Here is a 16,747-nt window from a genome sequence, read left to right on the forward strand (position 1 = left end):
CGGGGAATTTAGCCGTGCCGCCCTCGGAACGATCAAGGGCAATGGTGCATTTCCCTCCGAAACGGAGGCGGTTAATTCGTCGCTGGACTTGGCAAGGGTCACGGCTATCGTGCGCCCGCTGCCTGAGGGGGAAGTCATCATGAAGCTTGTTGCCCGGCTTGGCGTATTGGCTCTGGTGCTGGCACCGATCGGCGCAGTCACCGCATTCGGCGACAATGGCCCCCAGGTGGAAATGGCGACGCCCGGCGTCGGCGACGGCGCGATCGAGCGCTTCACCGCCCGGTTCAACGTTCCCATGGTACCGCTGGGCGACCCCCGCGCCGAATCCCCCTTCAAGGTCGAATGCCCGGTCGGCGGCCAGGGCCGCTGGGTCGACCAGCAGACCTTCGTCCATGAATTCGCCTCGCCGCTCCCCGGCGGCGTCACCTGCAAGTTCGTGCTGCGCGACGGGATCAAGAGCCTGTCGGGCTACAACCTGCAGGGCCAGAAGGAATTCACCGTCGATTCGGGCGGCCCGATCGCCCGCGCGGTGCTGCCAAACCGCTATGGCAGCGAGATCGAGGAGGACCAGGTGTTCGTCGTGGCGGCGAACCTGGCGCCCGATCGCGCCTCGGTCGGCGCCAATGCCTATTGCTCGGTGGACGGGCTGGGCGAGAAGATCCCGGTCGATGTCCTCCCCGCCGATGTCGCGCCCAAGCTGCTCGCCGATCTCGGCACCGATCGCTGGGAAGTGCAGAGCTTCCTGAGCGAGGCCGGCCTGCCCCAGTCGCTCCCCGCCAAGGCGGAGGACCGGGCCAAGTCGCTCGCCAGCGTCGTCGCGGTGAAATGCCGCCGCCCGCTGCCCGCCGGGCGCGACATGGCGCTGGTCTGGGGCAAGGACATCAAGAGCGCCTCGGGCCGCACCGCCGGCACCGACCAGCGCTTCGACTTCTCGGTGCGCAAGGAATTCAGCGCCCGCTTCGAATGCTCGCGCGTAAATCCCACTGCCGGCTGCAGCCCGGTGCAGGACGCCTGGGTGCGCTTCTCCGCGCCGATCCCCAAGGCGCAGGCGGAAGCGATCCGCATCAAGACCGCCGACGGCAAGGAACTCGCGCCGATCTTCGGCGATGACGACAAGAACAAGGCGGCGGTCGCCGACCTCAAGTTCAAGGCGCCGCTGCCGGCCGAGACCACCGCCAAGGTCGTCTTCCCCGCCAACATCACCGACGAGAGCGGCCGCAAGCTCGCCAATGCCGAGCGCTTCCCGCTCGACGTCAAGTTCGACGCGCCGCCGCCGCTGGTGAAGTTCGCCGGCAATTTCGGCATCCTCGAAGCGAAGGAAGGCGGCGTCCTTCCGGTCAGCGTCCGCAATGTCGAGCCCGATCTCCAGGGCAGCCAGATGGCGGTCAACGGCCAGAGCCTCAAGGTCGAGGGCGGCGACGGCGAGATCGCCAAGTGGTTCCGCGCGCTCGCCGATGCGGCCGAGGACAAATCGGACGAGATCAAGCGCGGCGACGAGACGATCCGGATCAACCAGACCGGCGCCAAGCCACTGCTCACCCCCGCGGTCGGCAAGCCGCTCAAGATCGGTTTGCCTGGCAAGGGGAAGGAATTCGAGGTTGTCGGCATCCCGCTCGGCAAACCGGGCTTCTACATCGTCGAACTGGCCAGTCCGCGGCTCGGCGAGGCACTGCTTGGCCGCAAGGCGCCGCGTTACGTCGCCGCCGGCGCGCTCGTCACCAACATGAGCGTCCATTTCAAATGGGGCCGCGACCAGTCGCTGGTCTGGGTCACCGCGCTCGACAGCGGCAAGGGCGTCGGCGATGCCGAGGTGCGCGTCACCGACAGCTGCACCGGCCAGCTGCTCGCCAAGGGCAAGACCGATGCCTCGGGCCGCCTCGGCGTCCCCGCCGGCCTGCCCGAGCCCGAGACCTATTCGAGCTGCGAAAACGGCAATTCGAGCCCGCTGATGATCTCGGCGCGCAAGGCCGACGACTTCAGCTTCACGCTCACCCAGTGGGGCGACGGCATCCGGCCGTACGACTTCGACCTCAACTATGGCTGGTCGGCGCCGGAGGAGAAGTTCCACACCGTGTTCGACCGCTCGCTCGTCCGCCAGGGCGAGACGGTGCACATGAAGCACATCGTGCGCACCCCGGTGGCGGCGGGCTTCACCGCTTCGCCGGCGTTCAGCGGCACGCTGCGCCTGAGCCATCGCGGCTCGGACACCCAGTATGACCTGCCGCTCAGCATCGACCAGAACGGCGTCGGCGAGACCGAATGGACCGCGCCGCAGGGCGCCAAGATGGGCGATTACGACCTGACCGTCCTGACCAAGGACGGCGAGGGCAAGGAGCGGACGATCTGGACCGGCCAGTCGTTCAAGGTCGACGAATACAAGCTGCCGACGATGAAGGCATCGGTCGCCGGGCCCAAGGACGCCGCGGTACGCCCCTCGGCGCTGCCGCTCGACCTGTTCGTCGGCTATCTCTCCGGCGGCGGCGCGGCCAGCCTGCCGGTCGAGACGCGGATCGGCTATTTCGCCGACTTCAAGACCCCCGACGGCTATGACGGCTACACCTTCGGCGGCCGGGCCATGACCGAGGGCACCAAGCCCATGAACGGCGAGGGCGAGGACGAGCAGGTCCAGCTGCCGCCGACCCAGACCCTGCCCGCCACGCTCGGCGCCGACGGCACCAGCCGGATCAATGCCGAAGTGCCCCAGTCGCTCGAGCAGAACACCACGATGCTGGTCGAGATGGACTATCAGGATGCCAACGGCCAGGTGCTGACCTCGTCGCGGCGTATCCCGATCTTCACGTCGGCGGTGCAGCTCGGCGTCAAGAGCGACGGCTGGCTGATGAAGCAGGACGACCTGCGCCTGCGCTTCGTCGCGCTCGACACCGCGGGCAAGCCGCTCGCCAACCAGGCGATCTCGGTCGAGCTCTACAGCCGCGAGATCCTGACTGCGCGGCGCCGGTTGATCGGCGGCTTCTACGCCTATGACAACCAGATGAAGACGACCAAGCTGGGCGCCACCTGCTCGGCGACCACCGATGCGCAGGGCCTGGCGAGCTGCCAGCTGAACCCGGGTGTGTCAGGCGAAGTCTATGCCGTCGCCACCACCAAGGATGCCAATGGCAATGTCGCCCGCGCGACCAAGTCGGTGTGGCTGGTCGGCGATGACGACTGGTGGTTCGGCGGCGACAATGGCGACCGCATGGACGTCATCCCCGAGAAGCAGGAATACAAGGCGGGCGAGACCGCCAAGTTCCAGGTGCGCATGCCGTTCCGCGACGCGACCGCGCTGGTCACGGTGGAGCGCGAGGGCGTGCTCTCCAGCTTCGTCGTCGGGCTGACCGGCAAGGATCCGGTGATCGAAGTGCCGATGCCGGGCGACTATGCGCCGGACGTGTTCGTATCGGTGATGGCGGTGCGCGGACGCGTGTCCGGCTGGCAGAACTGGCGATCGAACATGGCGCGCGAATGGGGCGCGCCCTGGTCGAAGGACGGCGGCGAGCCGACCGCGACCGTGGACCTCGCCAAGCCCGCTTATCGCCTGGGCATCGCCAAGGTGAAGGTCGGCTGGGAAGGCCATAAGCTCGACGTGGCGGTGAAGGCCGACAAGCCGAGCTATGCCGCGCGCGACGTGGCCCAGGTCGATGTCACGGTGAAGAGCCCCGACGGCAAGCCCGCCGCCTCGGCCGATGTCGCCTTCGTCGCGGTGGACGAGGCGCTGCTCCAGCTCTCGCCGAATGACAGCTGGGACGTGCTGACCGCGATGATGGGCGACAGGCCCATCTCGGTGCTGACCTCGACCGCGCAGACCCAGGTGGTCGGCAAGCGCCACTATGGCAAGAAGGCGGTGGAAGCCGGCGGCGGTGGCGGCGGCGGGGACCTTTCGGGCCTCAACCGCGAGAATTTCCAGCCGGTCCTGCTCTGGAAGGGCAAGGTCGCGCTCGACGCCAATGGCCATGCCCGGGTGCCGGTGACGCTCAACGACGCGCTGACCTCGTTCAAGCTGGTTGCGGTCGCCACCTCGGGCCCGCAGCTGTTCGGCACCGGCAGCGCGAGCATCCGCTCGTCGCAGGACCTGACCATCTATGCGGGCGTGCCGCAGCTGGTGCGCACCGGCGACCAGTTCGGCGCGATGTTCACGCTGCGCAACGGCTCGAGCAAGCCGATGAAGGTGACCGCGACGGTGGCGCTGAGCCCGGCCTATGCGACCGGCAAGCCGCTGACCGTCGAGATCCCGGCGGGCGGCGCCGCGCCGGTGGTATGGAACCTCACCGCGCCGCCCAAGGACGGCAAGCTGAGCTGGACGGTCACGGCGAAGACCACCGACGGCAAGTCGAGCGACCGGATCACCGTCGCCCAGCAGGTGGCACCGGCGGTGCCGGTCGAGACCTGGGCGGCGACGCTCGGCCGGGTCGGCACCGGCACCCAGTTCGTCATCGCTCCGCCGGCGGGCGCGCTGCCCGGCTTCGGCGCGGTCGAAGTGAGCCTGACCGACAGCCTCGCCCCGCCGCTCTCCGGCGTGCGCGAATATATGTCCGACTACCCGTATAACTGCCTCGAGCAGCGCACCTCGCGGGCAATCGCGCTGGGCGACACGGGCATGTGGAACCTGATCGCCAGCGACATGCCGGCCTATCAGGACGGCGACGGGCTGCTGCGCTACTGGCCGGGCGACTGGCCCGGCTCGGAAGCGCTGACCGCCTATATCCTTTCGGCCAGCGGCGAGGCGGGCCTGCCGCTGCCCGAAGGCCCCAAGGCCAAGATGCTCGAGGCGATGAAGGCCGTGCTCGACGGGCGGCTTCGTCATGAGGATTATGGCGATGTCCGCCTGCAGCGCGTCGCGGCCTTCACCGCGCTGGCGCGGCAGGGCGCGGCGACCTCGGCGATGCTCGGCCAGATCGGCATGGCGCCGGCCGAAATGCCGACCGCGACGCTCTCCGACTATGCGATGGCGCTCGGCAAGGTGCAGGGCCTGGCCAATGGCCAGCAGCTCCGCGTCAATGCCGAGCAGGAGCTGCGCAAGCGCCTGGTCTATGAGGGCACCCGCGTCGATATCTCCGACAAGGGCCATATGGCCTGGTGGCTGATGTCGTCGGACGACGAAGCGGCGATCAAGGCGCTGCTCGCCACGCTCGGCCGCCCCGGCTGGGAGAATGACTCGGCCAAGCTGATGGTCGGCATCGCATCCCGCCAGCAGCGCGGGCACTGGGACACCACCACCGCCAATGCCTGGGGCACGATCCTGGCGCGGCGCTTCATGGGGCTGTATCCGGCCGAAGCGATCGCGGGCGTCACCACGGCGAGCTTCTCGAGCTTCAGCCCGGTGAGCCTCAGCTGGCCGCTGGCCGAGCAGCAGCGCCAGTTCAGCTTCCCGCTGCCTGCCGCAACCACGCCGCTGGTGCTGAACCAGTCGGGTGGTTCGGGCCCCTGGGCGTTCGTCCGGGTGAAGGCGGCGGTGCCGCTCACCCAGCCGCTGATGGCCGGCTACAAGGCGACCAAGAAGGTCGAGGCGGTCAAGCAGGCGGTGCCCGGCAGCTGGTCGCGCGGCGACGTGGTCAAGGTGACGATCAGCGTCGAGGCCTCGGCCGAGCGCAACTGGGTGGTGGTCAACGATCCGATCCCGGCGGGCGCGACGATCGTCGGCAATCTCGGCGGCCAGTCCGAGATGCTCGCCAAGGACGCCGGCACCAGCGAAGGCGTCTCGCCCAGCTATATCGAGCGCGGCAATGACAGCTGGCGCGCCTTTTACGGCTGGGTGCCGCGCGGCAGCTTCACCGTGTCCTACGTGATGCGGCTGGATGCGGCGGGCAAGTTCAACCTGCCCTCCACCCGGATCGAGGCGATGTATTCGCCCGAGATCCGCGCGCAGCTGCCCAATGCCGTGATGACCGTGGCGCAGCGGTGACGGCGAAGGAGGCTTTCGACCACCTCCTCGCCTTCGCCCGCCGCTGGACGAAGCGCATCGATGATGCGCCCGAGGCGCTGCATGCCTGGGCGGGCCGCGAGCGGGCGGCGTGGAAGGAAAGCGGGTGGCGCGGAATCGTCACGCCGCCTCGCGTCACCGGCACGCTGCTAACGCTGCTGCTGGCCGGCTCGGCCGGCTTCTGGTGGGTGACGCGCCCGCCCGCGCTGCCCGATTACGGTGCCGTCCGCGCCGGCTGGCATCCGTCCGAGGCCTGGCTCTACGATCGGCACGGCGTGCTGATCGATTCGAGCCGCATCGATTTTCAGGCCCGGCGTCTCGCCTGGACCCGGCTCAACGACATATCCCCGGTGGCCCGCGACATCCTTGTCGCCGCCGAGGACCGGCGCTTCCGCGAGCATGGCGGCGTCGACTGGATGGCGCTGAGCGGCGCGGCGCGCGACCGGATCGAAGGCAAGCGCGGACGCGGCGCCTCGACCTTGTCGATGCAGGTCGCCGCCTATCTCGCGCCGGATCTCGCCGCGCCCGGCAGCCGCGGGATGCGCGAGAAATTGCGCCAGATGCGCGCGGCATGGTCCCTCGAATCGCGCTGGACCAAGGACCAGATCCTCGAGGCCTATCTCAACCTGGCCGGGTTCCGCGGCGAGGCGCAGGGGATCGGCGCCGCCGCGCTCGGCCTGTTCGGCAAGACCCCGGCGACGCTCACCCGCGACGACGCGCTGCTGCTCGCGGCGCTGCTGCCCAATCCGCAGGCCAGCCCAAGCGAAGTCGCCCGGCGTGCCTGTGCGCTCAGCCGCGACCAGGATTGCACGCGCTTCGCCGGGGCCGCCGCCTCGATGCTCGGCCCGGCGCGCAGCCTCGCGCTCGATCCCGGGCTCGCCCCGCATCTCTCCGCCGCCTTGCTGACCAAGCCGGGCGCCAGGATCACCACCACGCTCGATGCCCGCATCCAGCGCGTCGCGATCACGGCGCTCAAGCGCCAGCTCCAGGGGCTGGGCGGCAGCCGTGCCCGCGACGGCGCGGTGGTGGTGGTGGACAATCAGAGCGGCGACGTGCTGGCCTATGTCGGCGGGATCGGCGGCGAGAGCACCGCGCCCGCGGTGGACGGCGCCTCTTCCTATCGACAGGCCGGATCGACGCTGAAGCCGTTCCTCTACGCGATGGGCATCGAGAAGGGCTATCTCACCGCCGCCTCGATCCTCGACGATTCGCCGGTCCAGCTCGACACCGCCTCGGGCCTCTATGTCCCGCAGAATTACGACAAGGCGTTCAAGGGCCCTGTCTCCGCGCGCATCGCGCTGGCTGGGTCGCTCAACGTTCCGGCGGTGCGCACGCTGCTGCTCACCGGCGTCGATGCGTTTCGCGACCGGCTATGGGACACCGGCTATCGCGGGCTGGTCGAGGACGGTCAGTACTATGGCTATTCGCTGGCGCTCGGCTCGGCCGAGGTGACGCTGATGGAGCAGGTCGCCGCCTATCGCAGCCTCGCGCTCGAAGGCCGGTGGAGTCCGCTGCGGCTGACGCTGGACGCGAAGACCGACGCGCTTCGCCGCACCACCAGCCCCCAGGCCGCCTGGATCGTCGCGGACATGCTGGCCGACCCCAATGCGCGGGCCGGCACCTTCGGCGTCGATTCGGCGCTGCGCCTGCCCTTCTGGGCAGCGGTGAAGACCGGCACATCAAAGGCGATGCGCGACAATTGGTGCGTCGGCTTCACCGATCGCTTCACCGTGGGCGTGTGGGTCGGCAATCTCGAGGGCGATCCGATGCGCGCGGTATCGGGCACCAGCGGCGCGGCGCCGGTGTGGCGCGACGTGATGCTGGCGCTCAACGAAGCGAATCCCGGCAAGGCGCCGCCGCGTCCTGAGGGCGTGGAGGAACGCCAGATCCGCTTCGCCGCCGGCATGGAGCAGCCGCGCCGCGAGTATTTCCTGAAAGGGACGGGCATGGACCGCATCGCCTATGCCCCCGCCGAATCGCGACGGCCGCGCATCACCAATCCGGTGGCGGGCAGCGTCTATGCGCTCGATCCCGATATCCCGGTGGACAATCAGCGGCTGGCGATTTCGGTATCCGGCCAGGCGCTTGGCCACCGGCTGATCCTCGACAAGCGCGACCTGGGCACTGCCGATTCGAGGCCCCTGATCCTGGCGCCGCCGGGCAAGCATCGCCTCGCGCTGGTCGACCTCGACGGCAAGGTGATCGACCAGGTGCTGTTCACCATAAGATAGCGCGAAAGCGGTTGAACGGTTCGGGAGCGAAACGCTGGTTTGTGCGTTTCACCCGGCGGTCCCAACCCCTTTCGGGGCCGTGTCTACGGGCACCGGCCGCGCGGCCTGAAAGGGCAGCGCGGCCGAAGCCTTTGATCTGGCGCGATTACCAGTAGAAGCTCGGGATCGTGCGGATCACAATGCCGCGACGGGTGTCGATCAACAGCACGTCGTTATAGTGGCGCACCCAGCTCTGGTAGCGGCCGGCGCGCGGCAGGTGATAGCGCCACGGATCGGCGATCACATAGCGCGGGCCGTAATAGCTCGGCCCGATCCGGCCGCCGACGCGGAACGAAGTGTAGCGGAACGGCGCGTTCCAGTTGCCGCGGCCATAGAGCGCGCGGTTGCGGTCGCGGTTGAAGCGCCAGTCGTCGCGGCCCCAGGCGCGGTCACGGTCGCGCAGGTCCTCGCGATATTCGCGGTGCGCATCGCGCACGTCGCGGCGCTCGTCCCGGATGTCGCGGCGATCACCGCGGCGCTGGGCGTCGCGCAGCTCGCGCTCCTCGTGGCGGATGTCCTGGCGGTCGCGGCGCAGCTCCTGGCGCGACTGGGCACTGGCCGCGCTCGGGATCGCCACTGCGGGCAGCGCGACGGCGGCGAGCAGCAGGGCGGTTGTGAACTTCTTCATGTCTTCCTCCAAACCACTGTCCGGACTTGTTTTCCGGTAGAGCGCCTGTTTGGAGCAGCCACGCTGAACGGCCCGGGAACGGGGCCGTCAGCGAAATGAAAGGCTGGAAAAGCCCGCCCGGAGACTAGGGGCCGTTGCCGCCGCCGCCCGGACCGCCGGTGCCCGGCGCGCCGACCGTGCCGATATTGCCGAACAGATCCTCGAAGAAGCCGCGCTTGTGGCCCAGCGTCGGGGTGGTCTTGCCGTACGGATCGACCGAGGCGATCAGCTCCTTGCCCATGCGATCGACCGCCGCGACATTGCCCTTCGCATCGAAGGTGATGCGCAGCGTCGTCTGGTCCTTGGCCTTGAGCGACTGGTAGCCGAGGTTCGCGCTCTGGCGGGAGATGTAATACCACTCGCCTTCGTTGAACTGGCTGGTGAAGGTCGGACGGCCGAGCGTCTGGAGCACCGATTCGCGCGTGTCGATGCCGGGCTGCACCGAATCGACCAGTTCCTTGTCGATGATATAGCCCTGGTGCGTGCGCACGGGCACGCAGGCGGTGGTGCCAAGCGCGGCTGCCAGCAGGGCGGCGCCAAGCGCACGGGCGGGAATCGGCATTCTGGTCTCCAGGCAAACGCGTACCGGCGCCCGATGCACTTGGTTGCATCGCGGGCCGTTCGCCTCAATATGCGGCAAAATGCGGCCAAACAAGGTCGCGACCCCATATTGCCAGAACCATAGCAGGACCGAACCGGCACATGCGCTTGCTCAAGCGGCTTTTCCAGGCGCCCGACCGCGGCACCGCCCCCCTTCTCTACGCCGCGATCGTCGCGCGCGGCCGCCAGCCCCATTGGTATGAGGCGGGCGCGGTGCCCGACACGATCGACGGCCGGTTCGACATGATCGCCGCGGTGATGAGCCTCGTCCTCCTGCGCCTCGAGCAGGACGAGGCGGCGGTGCCGTTCAGCACCCATCTCACCGAAGTGTTCATCGACGACATGGACGGGCAACTCCGCCAGATCGGCATCGGCGACATCGTCGTCGGCAAGCATGTCGGCAAGATGATGGGTATGCTCGGCGGGCGCCTGGGCGCCTATCGGACCGCGCTGGCGGACGACACGCTGGGCGACGCGCTGGTGCGCAACCTCTATCGCGGCGAGGCGCCCGGGCCGCAGGCGCTCGCCCATGTCGAGAACGAGCTCCGCGCGCTGCATGCGAAGCTGGGCGACACCCCGATCGCGACCTTGCTCGCCGGAGACCTCGCATGATCCAGAGCGAATTCAACCGCCCCCAGCGGCTCGACACGATCGGCGCCGGCGAGAGCCAGGTCCAGGTGCAGGCCGAGCCGAACGAGCGGATCGCGCTGGCCGAGCGGTTCGGCCTCAAGTCGATCGACAGCCTGGCCGCCGACTATCGCATCCGCCGCGACGCGCAGGGCATCATCGCCACCGGCCACCTTTCGGCCAGGGTCGTCCAGGCCTGCGTGATCACCGACGAGCCAGTACCCGCGAAGATCGAGGAGGATTTCGCGATCCGCTTCCTCCCCGAGAGCGACGGCGATGCCGGCGAGGAAGAAATGGAGCTGAGCGAGGACGAGTGCGACATCGTCTTCTATTCGGGCGGCGCGATCGACCTGGGCGAGGCTGCGGCGGAAACGCTGGCGCTGGCACTCGATCCCTATCCGCGCAGCGCCAGCGCCGAGGGGGCGCTGCGCGACGCCGGGGTTATCAGCGAGGAAGAGGCAAAGCGCCTGGCCGAGGAAAGCGGCCCATTCGGCGGGCTTGCCGGGCTACGGGACAAGCTGGGCAAGGGCTGATGCGCGTCGCTATTTGATACGCTGCAGTTCCCCGGCGAAGGCCGGGGCCCAGGGTTTCCGTGCCGTATCGCTCGTGACTATGGACCCCGGCTTTCGCCGGGGAACAGCCAGGAACTCGCAGGCGATATAGTCAGGCGTGCCCCACCACATGCAGATGCGGCGCGCGGCTGTTTACCCACACCTCTTCGCGCGCCACCGGCGACCAGGGCAGCCAGCGGAACCAGGTGTAGATCGTCCGCCACACCGCATCCTCGCCATTCCCTTCGGCGCGCTGGAGCAATGTCTTGTAGGGGCGCGCCGCGCGCGGCCAGTAGAACAGGTGCAGGCGGATCTCCCCCTCGACCAGCCCGTCGAACGTCTCGATGAACTTGGTCTCCGCGTCGGCATCGGCGTCGAGATGGAATTCGGCGGTGAACAGATCGCTGCGGATCATCAGCAGGTCGCGCGACCAGACCAGCTTGAGCGCGATGCGCAGCCCATATTGGACGGGCAGCTCGAGCGCGAGATAGTCCGGGCCGGCATCGGCGCCGCGCATGCGCAGCGCATGCCGTTCGGCCAGCACCGTGAACAGCGCCCGTGCCCGCGCAACATGCCAGTCGCTGAAATCCATGCCCCCTAGATGCGGTACCGATGGCCGCACCGCAATGGTACGCGCCTTGCGTTATCGTATTAGCCGAGCAATACACCGTGCCTAAACCGCGATCCGGGGAAAACATCTTGGGAAAATCCGCCCGCCTGCCCTTCAGCGTCCTGCTGGTGGTAGCGATACTGGTCCTGTCGCAGCAGGTGCGCGATCTCGCCAGGGCGATCGGCCACCCGATCCCGGCGCTCAAGATCCCCTATGGCGGCGCGATCCTCGACAATGGGCTCGCCGTGCTGATCGTGCTGGTCGCGGGCCTGCTGATGCTGCGCGGAGCCGGACTGTTCGACCGGATGGGCCTGCGGTCGAACGGCTGGCGCGGACCGGTCCTGGTCGCGGTGGCGACGATCCCCGCCTGGGTGGGGCTCTTCATGCTCGGCGGGCTGTCGCATGACTGGCGCTGGCTCGATCTGGCGATGCTCGCCCTCGCCTTCCCGCTGGCCGAGGAGATCGTGTTCCGCGGCTTCGGCTTCCTCTTCACCCACCGCGCGCTCGGCTGGCCGCTATGGCTCGCGGTCGGCGCGCAGGCGCTGCTGTTCGGCCTGGTCCATTGGTGGGGCATGGGCGGACCGGCGGGTGGCGACATGGCACTGCAGGTGCTGACGATCACCGGCATCGGCGGCGTGGTGATGGCATTGCTCGACCGGCTCGACGGCAACACGATCTGGAGCGGGCTGCTGCTCCATGTCTCGCTCAACGCGGCGTGGAACGTCTTCAAGGTGCCCGACGAAGCGATGTTCGGCTGGACCGGCAATGCGCTGCGCATCGGCGCCGCGGTGCTCGCGCTGCTGCTGGTCTGGGGTTTTGGCTCGACGACACGCGGGCGGCGCTAGATTTCTTGCCGTCATCCCCGCGCAGGCGGGGATGACAGGAATAGCCGGCCGGATCCGCCCTACGCCCCAGTCCCGATCCCGCGCGCCAGCATCTGCGCGACGATATCGGCGATCGCCTCGGGATCCACGTCCTCCTGCCACACGCTGTAGCGCAGGCCGAGGAACACGTTCATCCCCATGATCGCCCAGGCATGGACCTCGTTGACGTCCTCGCGCACCTCGCCGCGCGCCGCCGCCGCCTGGAGCCGCTTGGCGATGCGCTCGGCCGTGCTCGCATAATGGAGCCGGAAGCTCTCGGGATCGACGAACTCGGCTTCGTCGATGATCCGATAGATCTCCTTGTGCGCCCGGGCGAAGCGGATGAAGGCGAGCAGCGCCGCCTGCTCCGCCGCGATCTGGCCGCCGGTCGCGCCCTTGATCGCCGGGGCGACATGCTCGCGCACCTGGTCGCTCATGTCGCGCACCAGTGCGCGGAACACGTCGTCCTTCGAATCGAAATAGGTGTAGAAGCTGCCCAGCGCGACGCCGGCCCGCCTTGTGATCCCGCTGATCGAGCCTTCGTGGAATCCCTTGGCGCCGAACTCCTCCGCCGCCGCATCCAGGATCAGGCGCAAGGTGCGCCGCCCGCGCGCGGTGCGCGGTTCCTTGCCGGCGCTCGCTTCGCTGCCGCCGATTCCCGGTGCTGTGGCGCTCATGCCACGCCCCTCCGCCATTCTGGTTCCTCTTCCCATTTATCCAAGTTGAAACCCGGTTCAGGTTTCAGTATAGCCTCGGACGACCACGTGCAACCCGCGTTGAATGACGGGTTAGACTGATGGGGAGGAAGTCTGGATGTCACGCCTGAATTGTGCCCGTTCGATTCTGTTCGCGGGCGCTGCGCTCGCCGCACTCACCACCAATTCCGCCTTCGCGCAGGAAGCTGCCGCGCCGGCCGCGCCCGAGGCGCAGGATAGCGCACTCGACAATACCGGCGAAATCGTCGTCACGGCCCGCCGCCGCGAGGAGAAGCTGCTCGACGTGCCGACCGCGGTCACCGCGCTCACCTCGGCCCAGCTCGACCAGGCCGGTGCGGTGGATCTCACCGATCTCCAGATCGCGTCGCCGAACACCACGCTGAAGGATGCGCGCGGCACCAACTCGACGCTTGCCGCCTTCATCCGCGGCGTCGGCCAGCAGGATCCGGTCCCGGGCTTCGAGGCCGGCATCGGCATCTATCTCGACGACGTCTATCTCAACCGCCCCCAGGCATCGGTGCTCGACATCTATGACGTGGAGCGGATCGAAGTGCTGCGCGGCCCGCAGGGCACGCTCTATGGTCGCAACACGATCGGCGGCGCGGTGAAATATGTCACCAAGAAGCTCGACGATCGCCCGACCGTGTCGGTGCGCGGCAATTACGGCTCGTACAACCAGGCCGATGTGATCGTCAGCGCATCGACTCCGATCGGCTCGATGTTCAAGATCGGTTTCTCCGGCGCCCGCCTCACCCGCGATGGCTTCGGAGAGAACCGCAATCTCCATATCGAGAACTACAACAAGAATGTCTGGGCCGCGCGCGGCACGCTCGAGTTCGAGACGCCGGACAGCCGCATGTCGATCCGCATCACCGGCGACTATACCCATGACAAGTCGAACGCGCGCAACGGCCACCGCCTGTTCGCCGGCCTGCTCACCGGCTCGCCGGTGCTGTCCAATGTCTATGACACCAATGCGGGCCTCGCGAACCCGAAGAACGATGTCGAGGCCGGCGGCATCTCGATGACGATCAACGCCGATGTGAGCGACCACATCACGCTGCGCAGCATCAGCGCGTACCGCGAGGATACCTCCTGGACGCCGATCGACTTCGATTCGACCCCGTCGGTCGATGTCGACGTGCCCGCCTATTACAAGAACAACCAGACCAGCCAGGAATTCCAGGCGCTGATCCATGGCGATAAGCTCAACGGCATTGTCGGCTTCTACTATCTGGGCGCCAAGGCGACGACGGGCTTCGGCGTGCTGCTGTCGACCACGCTGCCGGGCTTCAACGCCTATACCGCCGGTGATGTGCGCACCGAGACCAGCTCGATCTATGGCGACTTCACCTTCGACTTCACCCCGCAGCTTAGCCTGACGCTCGGCGGCCGCTACACCTGGGATCAGCGCAAGAGCTATGTCTTCAAGGCGAGCTATCTCGGCCTGACCCCGGATTTCGGCGGCACCCCGGTGCCCGTGGGTGCGCCTTCCACCGATTTCCGCGGCACCGCCAATTTCAAGCGCTTCACCCCGCGCGCGACGCTCAGCTTCAAGCCGAGCGCGGACCACATGGTCTATGCCTCCTATTCGGAAGGCTTCAAGGGCGGCGGCTTCGATCCGCGCGGCTCGGGCACCTCGGCACCGATCAGCAATCCGTCGGCCGGGCGCACCTATCTCGACATCTACAACTATCTCTCCTTCGATCCGGAAACGGTGAAGAGCTATGAAGTGGGCTGGAAGGGCGCGGCGTTCGATCGTCGCCTGAACTGGTCGCTCGCCGGCTTCTATTCGGACTATTCCAACGTCCAGATCCCGGGCTCGGTCGGCTGCCTGATCAACAACGTCCAGAGCTTCTGCGGCATCACCACCAACGCGGCGAAGGCCGACATCAAGGGCATCGAGCTCGAGACCAACGCCGTGCTGGCGCGCGGCTTTGCCGGCCCGGGCTCGAGCTTCTTCTTCAACGGCGCGCTCGGCTATATCGACGCCAAGTACAAGCGCTTCATCGGCCCGACCGGCGTCGATGTCTCGGCGGTCCGCGTCTTCCAGAACACGCCGGACTGGACGCTGGCCGGCACGCTCGGCGCCACGCTGCCGGTGGCGAGCGGCGATCTCTCGGCGACTACCACCGTGTCCTATCGCGGCCTGACCCACCAGTTCGAGACGGCCAGCCCGTTCCTCGACCAGCCGGGCTACACGCTGCTCGACGCGCACCTCGTCTACACCTTCGGCGACGGGCGCTACTCGATCGGCATCCACGGCAAGAACCTGACCAATGTCCACTACAAGACCGCCGGCTATCAGTATATCAGCAGCCGGATCGACGGCACGCCGATCCTGACCCCGGCGGGCGGCTACACGCCGACCCTGGGCAAGGAAGGCGTCGCCACGGCCTTCTACGGCAATCCGCGCCAGATCTTCGGGTCGTTCAGCCTCAAATTCTGAGTATGGTGCACTGCACCTAAATTACCGAGCCGGGCGTCCCTTGACGTCCGGCTCTTTTGATGTCGAGGTACGGCCATGAACGCTTCCGCTTCAAACCCCGCGACCCGCCCCGGCTATCGCGGCGTGGTGCTGGCGATGCTCCTGCTCGTCTACACCTTCAACTTCCTCGATCGGCAGATCCTTGGCATCCTCGCCAAGCCGATCATGGAGGACCTGCACCTCACCCGCACCGAATTCGGCGCGATCGGCGGGCTCGCCTTCGCGGTGCTCTATTCGGTGCTCGGCGTGCCGCTCGCCTATCTCGCCGACCGCACCAGCCGTTCGGGGGTGATCGCCGGGGCGCTGGCGGTGTGGAGCCTGTTCACCGGGCTGTGCGGGGTCGCCACCGGCTATTGGCAGCTCTTCCTGTTCCGCCTCGGTGTCGGCGTCGGCGAGGCGGGCGGCGTCGCGCCTTCCTATGCGGTGATCGCCGATTACTTCCCGCCCGAGAAACGCGCCCGCGCGCTCGCCATCTATTCGCTCGGCATCCCGATCGGCCTGGCGCTCGGTACCCTGCTCGGCGCCTATATCGCCGCCCTGGTCGACTGGCGCGCGGCGTTCATCACCATGGGCGTGATCGGCATCCTGATCGCACCGGTGTTCCGCTGGGTGGTCCGCGACGTGCCCCGCCCCGCCGTCGCCAGGGGCGACGCCGCCCCGGTGAGCGCGGTGTTCGGCATCCTCGCCGGCAAGCCCGCCTTCTGGCTGCTCGCCTTCGGCGCCTCGTGCAGCTCGCTGTGCGGCTATGGCCTGGCGCTGTGGACGCCGCTGGTGCTGATGGGCAATTTCGGCTTCGACCTGGTGACCACCGGCCAGTTCATGGCCTCGCTGCTGCTGATCGGCGGCACCGCGGGCGTGTTCGCCGGCGGCTGGTTCGCCGACCGGCTCGGCAAGGGCGACCGCGCCTGGTACGCCTGGCTGCCCGCGATCGCCTGGCTGATCACCGCGCCGCTGTTCGCGATCGGCTTCCTCACCTCCAACCCCTGGATCGCCTGGCCGCTGCTGGTGATTCCCAACGGGCTCAACATCCTGTGGCTCGGCCCGGTGACCACCGCCGTGCAGCACATGGTGCCGCAGCACATGCGCGCCACCGCGTCAGGCAGCTTCCTGATGATCAACAACCTGATCGGCATGGGCCTCGGCCCGCTGCTGATGGGCTTCCTCGGCGAAGAGCTGAAGGCCAGCTACGGCGCCGAGGCGCTGCGCTACGGCGCGGTCTTCTGCCTCGGCTTCTACGTGCTCGCCGGCATCCTCGCGCTGTTCGCGGCCAAGCATGTCCGCAGCGGCTGGGTGGAGCAGACGGCCTAGGTAGTTTCCCGACTCGGCGCTTTCCTGAATCGCGAACGAGTCGCAAATCGGCGAAAAGCAACGCGCGTTCCGAGGGGAAGCCTTACCGGGACGGGGGGGGGGGGGGGGGGGGGCGCCCGCCCCCCCC

At 68.0% G+C, this 16,747-nt stretch carries 11 protein-coding genes; 7 read left to right on the plus strand and 4 right to left on the minus strand.

Features of this window, described 5'->3' with window-relative positions:
* Positions 1-139: 139 nt before the first annotated feature.
* On the plus strand, positions 140-5,902 hold the full coding sequence (locus tag AAHM44_RS08460) for an alpha-2-macroglobulin family protein (RefSeq protein WP_342249687.1): 5,763 nt from the start codon (positions 140-142) through the stop codon (positions 5,900-5,902).
* Between the two features lie 164 nt (positions 5,903-6,066).
* Positions 6,067-8,151: a penicillin-binding protein 1C gene (gene pbpC, locus AAHM44_RS08465; RefSeq protein WP_342249694.1), complete on the plus strand. Its 2,085-nt coding sequence runs from the start codon at positions 6,067-6,069 to the stop codon at positions 8,149-8,151.
* Positions 8,152-8,296: 145 nt separating this feature from the next.
* On the opposite strand, the gene AAHM44_RS08470 is transcribed toward pbpC, so the two are convergent.
* Complete coding sequence (locus AAHM44_RS08470) at positions 8,297-8,818, minus strand: RcnB family protein (protein ID WP_269573469.1); 522 nt, start codon at positions 8,816-8,818, stop codon at positions 8,297-8,299.
* Between the two features lie 124 nt (positions 8,819-8,942).
* Complete coding sequence (locus AAHM44_RS08475; RefSeq protein WP_342249688.1) at positions 8,943-9,419, minus strand: outer membrane protein assembly factor BamE; 477 nt, start codon at positions 9,417-9,419, stop codon at positions 8,943-8,945.
* Between the two features lie 140 nt (positions 9,420-9,559).
* Here AAHM44_RS08475 and AAHM44_RS08480 point away from each other — a divergent pair, with 140 nt between their 5' ends.
* Positions 9,560-10,069, plus strand: a complete 510-nt coding sequence (locus tag AAHM44_RS08480; RefSeq protein ID WP_342249689.1) for a ubiquinol-cytochrome C chaperone family protein — start codon at positions 9,560-9,562, stop codon at positions 10,067-10,069.
* Entirely contained in the window at positions 10,066-10,617 is a 552-nt protein-coding gene (locus AAHM44_RS08485; protein WP_342249690.1) for a YceD family protein, read from the plus strand. The genes AAHM44_RS08480 and AAHM44_RS08485 overlap by 4 nt, the downstream gene beginning before the upstream one ends.
* Positions 10,618-10,747: 130 nt before the next feature.
* Here AAHM44_RS08485 and AAHM44_RS08490 read toward each other — a convergent pair whose 3' ends face one another.
* Positions 10,748-11,227 (minus strand): hypothetical protein, encoded by a 480-nt coding sequence (locus AAHM44_RS08490; protein WP_269573465.1) that lies wholly within the window; start codon positions 11,225-11,227, stop codon positions 10,748-10,750.
* A gap of 107 nt (positions 11,228-11,334) precedes the next feature.
* Between AAHM44_RS08490 and AAHM44_RS08495 the strand changes: the two genes are divergently transcribed.
* The gene (locus AAHM44_RS08495) at positions 11,335-12,090 is read left to right on the plus strand and encodes a CPBP family intramembrane glutamic endopeptidase (RefSeq protein ID WP_342249691.1); all 756 of its coding nucleotides are present in this window, start codon (positions 11,335-11,337) and stop codon (positions 12,088-12,090) included.
* 59 nt (positions 12,091-12,149) lie between these two features.
* Here the strand turns inward: AAHM44_RS08495 and AAHM44_RS08500 are convergent, their stop codons facing one another.
* On the minus strand, positions 12,150-12,785 hold the full coding sequence (locus AAHM44_RS08500; protein WP_269573463.1) for a TetR/AcrR family transcriptional regulator: 636 nt from the start codon (positions 12,783-12,785) through the stop codon (positions 12,150-12,152).
* A 136-nt stretch (positions 12,786-12,921) separates the two neighbouring features.
* Here AAHM44_RS08500 and AAHM44_RS08505 point away from each other — a divergent pair, with 136 nt between their 5' ends.
* Positions 12,922-15,273 carry a TonB-dependent receptor gene (locus AAHM44_RS08505; RefSeq protein WP_269573462.1) on the plus strand — a complete coding sequence of 784 codons (2,352 nt, stop codon included), beginning with the start codon at positions 12,922-12,924 and terminating at the stop codon, positions 15,271-15,273.
* 75 nt (positions 15,274-15,348) lie between these two features.
* Positions 15,349-16,620: a spinster family MFS transporter gene (locus AAHM44_RS08510; RefSeq protein WP_342249692.1), complete on the plus strand. Its 1,272-nt coding sequence runs from the start codon at positions 15,349-15,351 to the stop codon at positions 16,618-16,620.
* Positions 16,621-16,747: the final 127 nt, after the last annotated feature.

Origin of the sequence: Sphingomonas sp. OTU376 (assembly GCF_038440415.1) — a bacterium.
Classification (GTDB): domain Bacteria; phylum Pseudomonadota; class Alphaproteobacteria; order Sphingomonadales; family Sphingomonadaceae; genus Sphingomonas; species Sphingomonas kyeonggiensis_A.